7 protein-coding genes are annotated in these 7,390 nt (G+C 74.0%); all 7 read right to left on the bottom strand.

Annotated features, from left to right (window positions below; genetic code table 11):
* Window positions 1-850, bottom strand: an 850-nt coding sequence (locus tag C1I95_RS30295) for a carboxyl transferase domain-containing protein (protein ID WP_325048875.1), incomplete at its 3' end; no start/stop codon positions are given.
* Between the two features lie 114 nt (window positions 851-964).
* The gene (locus tag C1I95_RS30290) at window positions 965-2,158 is read right to left on the bottom strand and encodes an acyl-CoA dehydrogenase family protein (RefSeq protein ID WP_111219032.1); all 1,194 of its coding nucleotides are present in this window, start codon (window positions 2,156-2,158) and stop codon (window positions 965-967) included.
* On the bottom strand, window positions 2,155-3,864 hold the full coding sequence (locus tag C1I95_RS30285) for an acyclic terpene utilization AtuA family protein (protein WP_111219030.1): 1,710 nt from the start codon (window positions 3,862-3,864) through the stop codon (window positions 2,155-2,157). Before C1I95_RS30285 ends, C1I95_RS30290 begins: the two co-directional genes overlap by 4 nt.
* On the bottom strand, window positions 3,861-4,685 hold the full coding sequence (locus tag C1I95_RS30280; RefSeq protein ID WP_111219028.1) for a TIGR03084 family metal-binding protein: 825 nt from the start codon (window positions 4,683-4,685) through the stop codon (window positions 3,861-3,863). The genes C1I95_RS30285 and C1I95_RS30280 overlap by 4 nt, the downstream gene beginning before the upstream one ends.
* Before the next feature lie 32 nt (window positions 4,686-4,717).
* The gene (locus C1I95_RS30275) at window positions 4,718-5,380 is read right to left on the bottom strand and encodes a TetR/AcrR family transcriptional regulator (RefSeq protein ID WP_111219034.1); all 663 of its coding nucleotides are present in this window, start codon (window positions 5,378-5,380) and stop codon (window positions 4,718-4,720) included.
* A gap of 81 nt (window positions 5,381-5,461) precedes the next feature.
* Entirely contained in the window at window positions 5,462-6,205 is a 744-nt protein-coding gene (locus C1I95_RS30270; RefSeq protein WP_111219026.1) for a metallophosphoesterase family protein, read from the bottom strand.
* A 191-nt stretch (window positions 6,206-6,396) separates the two neighbouring features.
* Window positions 6,397-7,074 (bottom strand): Crp/Fnr family transcriptional regulator, encoded by a 678-nt coding sequence (locus tag C1I95_RS30265; protein ID WP_013736306.1) that lies wholly within the window; start codon window positions 7,072-7,074, stop codon window positions 6,397-6,399.
* Window positions 7,075-7,390: the final 316 nt, after the last annotated feature.

The raw sequence follows: 7,390 nt of genomic DNA, 5'->3' as shown, positions 1-7,390 counted from the left end.
CCTCGGGGTCGTACCTGGGCGGTCGGGGGCGCGCGGTCCTCGGCGGGGGTCCCTGCTTGCGCCAGTTCAACCGGCGTACGCACTGCCGGGCCAGCCGGATGCCGTCCCGCTCGTCGGCGGCCAGGAAGTCGGCCAGGCCGCTTGTGGTGGCGTGCATGACCGCGCCGCCCAGCGACTCGTCGTCGGCGTCCTCGCCGGTGGCCATCTTCACCAGCGGCGGCCCGGCCAGGTAGACCTGCGACCGCTCCCGGATCATGATGGTGAAGTCCGACATCCCGGGCACGTAGGCGCCGCCGGCGGTGGCGTTGCCGAAGACCACGCTGACCGTGGGGATCTTCTCGGCCGAGAGCCGGGTCAGGTCGCGGAACACCCGGCCGCCCGGGATGAAGATCTCCGCCTGGGTGGGCAGGTCGGCACCGGCCGACTCGACCAGGTTGACCATCGGCAGCCGGTTGGCGAGGGCGATCTCGCCGGCCCGCCGGGTCTTGGCGAGGGACCAGGGGTTCACCGCGCCGCCGCGTACCGTCGGGTCGTTGGCGATGATCAGGCACTCCACGCCCTCGACCACGCCGATCCCGGTCACCACGCTGGCCCCGACCGGGAAGTCGGTGCCGTACGCGGCGACCGGCGACAGTTCCAGGAACGGGCTGTCCGCGTCCAGCAGCAGCTCGATGCGTTCCCGGGGGAGCAGCTTGCCGCGCCGGTGGTGCCGGGTCACGTACTTCTCGCCGCCGCCCGCCCGCGCCTGGTCGAGCGCGGCGTCCAGCTCGGCGAGGCGCGCCAACAGCGCCTCGCGGTTGGCCCGGTGGGCCGGCGAGGCGGGATCGACCGGGCGCTCCAGTGTGGTCACGGTGTCACCTTCGTTCGTGACTGCGGGGCTCGCAGGCCCGGCTCACTCCTCGCACTCACGGTGCCACCTTCGTTCGTGACTGCGGGGCTCGCAGGCCCGGCTCACTCCTCGCACTCACAGACCCATGCCTTTCGCGACGATCTCGTTCATGATCTCGGTGGTGCCGCCGCCGATGCCGAGGATCCGGGCGTCCCGGTAGTGCCGTTCCACCTCGGCGTCGCGCAGGTAGCCGAAGCCGCCGTGCAGTTGCAGGGCCTGGTCGACGACCCAGTCGCCGGCGGCCACGGCCACGTTCTTCGCCATCGCCACCTCGGTCACCACCGGCTCGCCGGCCGCGACCCGGGCGGCGACCTGGTGCACGTACGCCCGGGCCGCCTCGGCGCGGGTGTGCATCTCGGCCAGCCGGTGCCGGACCAACTGCCGGCTGGCCAGCGGCCGGCCGAAGGTGGACCGGTCCCGGCACCAGGTCACGGCCAGCTCGACGCAGCGCTGCGCGATGGCGTACGCGTGGGTGGCCAGGGAGAGCCGCTCGGCGGCGAACTGCTGCATGATCGCGAGGAAGGCAGTGTCCTCCTCGCCGATCCGGTTCGCCACCGGGACGCGTACGTCGACGAAGGAGAGTTCGGCGGTGTCCGAGCAGTGCCAGCCGAGCTTCTCCAGCCGCCGCCCGACGGTGAACCCGGGCGTGCCCTTGTCGATCACCAGCAGGCTCAGCGCCCCGTCGCCCGGCTGGCCGGTGCGGACCGCCGTGGTCACGAAGTCCGCCCGGACGCCGCTGGTGATGTACGTCTTCGCCCCGTTGACCACATAGTGCTCCCCGTCGCGGCGGGCGTGGGTGCGGATGCTCGCCACATCGGAGCCGGTGTCCGGCTCGGTGATCGCCAGTGCGCCGATCATCGAGCCGGCCAGCGTCGGCCGGACGTACCGGTCGATCAGGTCGTCGTCGGTGTTCTCCGGGCCGCCGAGCCGCCCGCCGAGCGTGCCACCCAGCCGGCCACCGGCGGCGGCCACCATGTGCGGCAGCGCGATGCCGTGCGTGAAGAGGGCGGCGACCAGCCCGGACGACCCGCCGGATCGGATGATCTCCTCGGTGACGATGATCGAGTCGAGCAGGTCGCCGCCGCTGCCCCCGACCGACTCGGGAAAGCCGATGCCGAGCAGACCGAGCTTCGCGGCGGTGGCGTGCAGCTCGCGCGGCACGTCGCCGGCCCGCTCCCAGTCGGCCAGGTGCGGCAGCACCTCCCTGGACACGAAGGCCCGGGTCAGTTCGCGTAGCTGCCGCCGCTCGGGGGTGTCCACGATGGTCACGGCCGCACCTCCCCGACGGTTGGTGCCGGTCCGGCGGCCAGGTGCGCCGGCAGGTCGACCACCTGGGCGCGGAGCAGCTCGCCGAGCGCCTTGGCCTGCGGGTCGAACCGGGTGGAGGCGGCCACCCCCGCCCCGAGCAGCCCTTGGATCACGAAGTTGACCGCCCGCAGGTTGGGTAGCTCGTGCCGCTGGACGGCCAGCGGAGCGGTCTCCGGCAGCAGCTCGGCCAGCCGCTCCACGGTGAGCCAACCGCGCAGCCAGGCCCAGGTGGCGTCGGTACGCGCCCAGACACCGAGGTTCGCGTCGCCGCCCTTGTCCCCGGAGCGCGCCCCGACCAGCTCACCCAACGGCGCCCGCCGGGTCGGGTGTAAGGAAGGGCCCCCTGTTGACGCCGGGTGTGGTACAGGGGGCCCTGCCAAACCCGTCACCGTCGGCGGGGCGATCGGTACCCGGGTGCCGTCCGGTAGCACGGCGACGTGCGCGACCGCTTCCTGCGGCACCGCGTCGGCGGTGAACACGCCGTACGGGGTGGCGTCGCCGGGCAGCGTGGTCAGCGTGCAGCCCGGGTAGGAGGCCAGCGCCAGCTCCACCGCGGCCGCCGAGAAGGCCCGCCCGGCCCGCGTCCTGTCACCGTCGCGCAGGTGTACGTGCAGCAGCGCGCTGGCCGCCTCGGTGTCGGCGGCGTCCGGATGGTCGGTACGGGCCAGCGTGAACTCCAGCCCCTCCTCGCCGACCGCCTCCGCCAGTTGCGCCCGCACCAGCGCCGCCTTGGCCGGGATGTCCAGCCCGCAGAGCACGAACGTCATCGAGTTGCGGAAGCCGCCCAGGTTGTTGACGCCGACCTTGAGCGTGCCCGGCGGCGGCGTACCCCGGACGCCGGAGACGCGTACCCGGTCCGGCCCGTCCTGGCCCAGCACCACGGTGTCCAACCGGGTCACCACATCCGGCCCGAGGTACGCCGGCTCGCCCACCTCGTACAGCAGCTGAGCGGTGACCGTCTCGACGGTGACCGCGCCGCCGGTTCCGGCGTGCTTGGTGAGCACCGACGAGCCGTCCGGGTGGATCTCGGCGATGGGGAAGCCCGGCCGGTGCCCGCCGTCGGGCAGTTCGGTGAAGAAGCTGAAGTTGCCGCCGGTGACCTGCGCCCCGCACTCGATCAGGTGACCGGCCACGGTGGCGCCGGCCAGCGCGTCCAGGTCGTCGCGTCCCCAGCCGAAGCGGGCGATGGCCGGCCCGACGACCAGGGAGGCGTCGGTGACCCGGCCGGTGACCACCACGTCCGCCCCGGCGTCGAGGCAGGCGGCGATGCCGAACGCACCGAGGTACGCGTTCGCGGTCAGCGCGTCCGGTCGGGCCAGCGCGTCGCCCTCGACGTACCCGACCCGGACGGAAAGGCCGAGCCGGTCGGCGAGTGCCCGGATCGCGGCGGCCAGCCCGGCCGGGTTGAGCCCGCCGGCATTGGTGACCAGCCTGACCCCGCGGTCGTGCGCAGCGCCCAGACAGCCCTCCAGTTGCCGGAGGAAGGTCTTCGCATATCCCAGGCCGGGATCGCGCATCCGGTCCCGACCGAGGATCAGCATGGTCAGCTCGGCCAGGTAGTCCCCGGTCAGCACGTCAAGCTCGCCGCCGTCGAGCATCTCCCGCCAGGCGGAGAACCGGTCGCCGTAGAAGCCGGAGGCGTTCCCGACCCGCAGCACCTCGCTCATGTCAGCGTTCTGGCGCTGTCGTCACCGCTGCCTGCGGCGGACCGTGGGGCGCGGCCGGTGCCGGGTGGGCCGGCGAACGCCTGCGCCACGTCCAGCCACTCGTCGGCGACCGGCCCGGTGGCGACCAGGGCCAGATCGGCGCGGTGCCGGCGCTGGGTCACCAGGCGGCAGAAGTCGAGCGCCGGACCGGTCACCCGGTCGGCCGCGTCCGCCGGGCCGAAGGCCCAGGTCTCGCCGTCACCGGCCGGGGCCGCCAGCTCGACCCGGACCGGGGTCGCCGGCACCGCCCGGCCGTGGGCGGCGAAGCTGTGCCCGAGGGTGCGGAAGCCGAGGTACGCGACGTGCCGCAGCCGGCCGGTGGCGGGCCGGGCGACGCCGAGCGACTCGGCGACGTCCTCGCCGTGCGCCCAGGTCTCCATGATCCGCGCGGTGGCCATCGAGGCGGGCGACATCCGGGTGCCGTACCAGGGCAGCTTCTCCCCGGCCGGGGCGGCGGCGAGGGCCGCCCCGAGCGCCGACCGGCCGGTCCGCCACCGGGCCAGCAGCGCGGCGGGCGGGGCCAGGAACGACTCCGCGCCGGCGTCGACCAGCCGGGACGCGTCCGGCGCGGAGGTGACGGTGGCGTAGAACGCGTCGGCGTCGGTCGCGGCGAGCTGCGCCACATGATCGGTCCAGGCGAGGTGGGCGATCTGGTGGGCGATCGTCCAACCCGGTGCCGGTGTCGGCTGGCCCCACTCCTGCGGCGGCAGCCCCGCGACGAGCGCGTCGAGCTGCTCGGACTCGGCGGCCAGATCCGTGAGCAGTGCAGTCAGGTCGACCATGGTGCCTCCGGGTGCGGTGAACCGGTCGGGGGTCAGCGCCGTTCGCTCCCCGGCGGACGGTCGGCTGGGGTGCTTCCCGGCGGGGCGTCCGCCGGGGTGAGCAGGGTGGCGAGCTGGCGTTTCCAGGCGTGCAGCAGGGTGGCCCGGCGGGCCGAATCGTCACTGAGCAGGTTGGCCACGCCGAGCCCGCGGAGCAGGTCGAGGGTGGCCTGCACCGCCTCACGTACGCCCGGCCGGCGCTCGTCCACGCCGAGCAGCTCGACCGTCAGCCGGTGCATCTCCCGGCCGACCCGGGCTTCGAGGGGCAGCAACGCGGCGCGCAGTTCGGCGTCGGTGCGGGCGGCCACCCACAGCTCCAGGGCCGCGACGAAGAGCGGGCCGGTGAAGGCGGCGGCGAGCAGGTCGACCACCCGGTCCAGCCGGCGGGGGCCGGCCGGCAGCGCGTCGGCCTCGGCGCGTAGCTCGGCCGCCCGGCGTTCGGTGAGGTGGACCACGGCCGCGGTGACCAGGGCGGTCCGGGTCGGATAGTGGTGCAGCTGGGCACCCCGGGAGACGCCGGCCCGGGCCGCCACGACGGTGGTGGTGGTGCCGGACCAGCCGTGCTCGACCAGGCAGTCGACGGTCGCCTCCAGCAGCCGGGCCTGGGTGGCACGGCTGCGCTCCTGTTGAGGGACGCGGGTCGATGCGGTGGGCACGGGCACAGCGTGCCGGGCGCGAAACAAACAGTCAAGACTGACTTTTATGTCGTGCGGGCACATGAGGCAGATGGCGAGCGGTCAGCGCCCGTCGCGCGGGCCGAAGGCGACCAGGGCGTCGACATCGCTGTTACGGGAACGCAGGTACTCGTCGGCCCAGGCGGCGGCGTCCGGGAAGCCGGACGCGGCGGACACCCGGGCGCAGGCCGCGTCGACGTCGTACGCCGTCCGGCGTAGCTGGACGCCGGGGCCGAGCAGCGCCCACCAGGCGCCCGCGCCGCCGTAGGGCATGCCGACGCTGCCCGGGTTGACCACCAGCCGGCGGTCGACCAGCCGGGTGAACGGCATGTGGGTGTGCCCGCAGACCACCGTGCCCACCTCCGGCGGCAGGCCGGCGAAGACCTCGGCCCAGCGGTCGAGCCGGGAGTCGACCAGCACGACCTCCTCGTCGTCGCGGGGAGTCGCATGGCAGAACAGCACCTCGCCGAGACCGGTCACCGGCAGTTGGACGGTCAGCGGCAGTGCGGCCAGCCGCGCGAGCTGATCTTCCCGTAGCTGCCCGGCTGCCCAGTTCGACACCTCGATCGGGGACGGCTGGCCGGCCCGCGCCTCGACCAGCTCCCGGTCGGCGTTACCCCGGACCCAACGGGCCCGCTCGCCCAGGGAGGCGAGCAGGTCCAGCACCTCGACCGGCTGCGGCCCGGCCGCGAGGTCGCCGGTGAGCACGATCAGGTCGGCTGCGGCCACTTCCGGCTCGGCCAGGACGGCCTCCAGCGCCGGCAGTACGCCGTGGATGTCGGAGAGGACGGCGACGCGTTCGAGCATCGGCCCAGCGTTCCCCGTTGCCGGGGCTCCGGTCCAGTGATTCTGCGCCAGGCAGACCGAATCCGGAGCTCGGGCTGCTCTGCACGGGGGCAGGGGCCGCCATCGACCCGGAGCCGACACCGCCCGGTCCGCGCGTGGCGGGCCGGGCGGTGTGGCGCAGTCGAGGGCCGGGTGGGACCGGCGGGCGGGTGTCAGACCCGCGCGCGGCGGGCCAGACGCTCCGGGTCGAGGATGATGATGCTCTTGCCGTCCAGGCGGAGCCAGCCGCGCGAGGCGAAGTCCGCGAGGGCCTTGTTGACCGTCTCCCGGGAGGCGCCGACGAGCTGGGCGATCTCTTCCTGGGTGAGGTCGTGCGTGACCCGCAGCACGCCGCCGTCGCGGGTGCCGAAGCGGCCGGCCATCTGGAGCAGGTTCTTGGCGACCCGGCCGGGCACGTCGGTGAAGATCAGGTCGGCCAGCGCGTCATTGGTCCGGCGCAACCGGCGGGCCAGCACCCGCAGCAGCTGCTCGGCGATCTCGGGCCGGTTGTTCAGCCACGGCCGCAGGGCCTGCTTGCGCAGTCGGGCCAGGCGGCTGTCGGTGACCGCGGTGGCCGTGGCCGTACGCGGGCCCGGGTCGAACAGCGACAGCTCGCCGACCATGTCCGACGGGCCCATCACCGCGATCAGGTTCTGCCGGCCGTCTGCCGCCCGTCGCCCGACCTTGATCTTGCCGGACAGCAGGATGTACAGACTGTCGCCGGGCTCGCCCTCGTTGAAGACGACCTCGCCCTTGCGGACCTCGATCGTCTCCATCTCCTTGGCGAGCGCCTCGGCAGCCTCCGGGTCTACTCCCTGGAAGATCCCGCTGCGGGCCAGTACCTCGTCCATCGCGCACCTCCGGTTGCGCGTGCCGTCTGCTCGGCCGGGTCCGCCGTCCGCTGATCCCTCGCGCGCCGACCAGTCTAGGCGCACGTGAGCAGGAATCAGAGGTGCACCCCTGGAATCTTGATCGGTCGACGTAACGTGCCCGTCGTGGTCACCCAGTAGGATCCCGCGCCCGCCCGGGTGGGTGCCGACGGTCCGGACGCCGGCCGTAGGGTCACGGCGTGCTGACTGAGCCGCTGCTGACCGACCGCCACGAGGACGGGCGGGACATTCCGCTGCTCGTGTGGCGGGCGGGGCGCCCCCTGCGGGCGGTCAGCAC

Origin of the sequence: Micromonospora craterilacus, assembly GCF_003236315.1 — a bacterium.
Taxonomy (GTDB): Bacteria; Actinomycetota; Actinomycetes; order Mycobacteriales; family Micromonosporaceae; genus Micromonospora; species Micromonospora craterilacus.
Note: the sequence above shows the minus strand (reverse complement) of the source record. Positions and strands in the feature narration are given on the sequence as shown.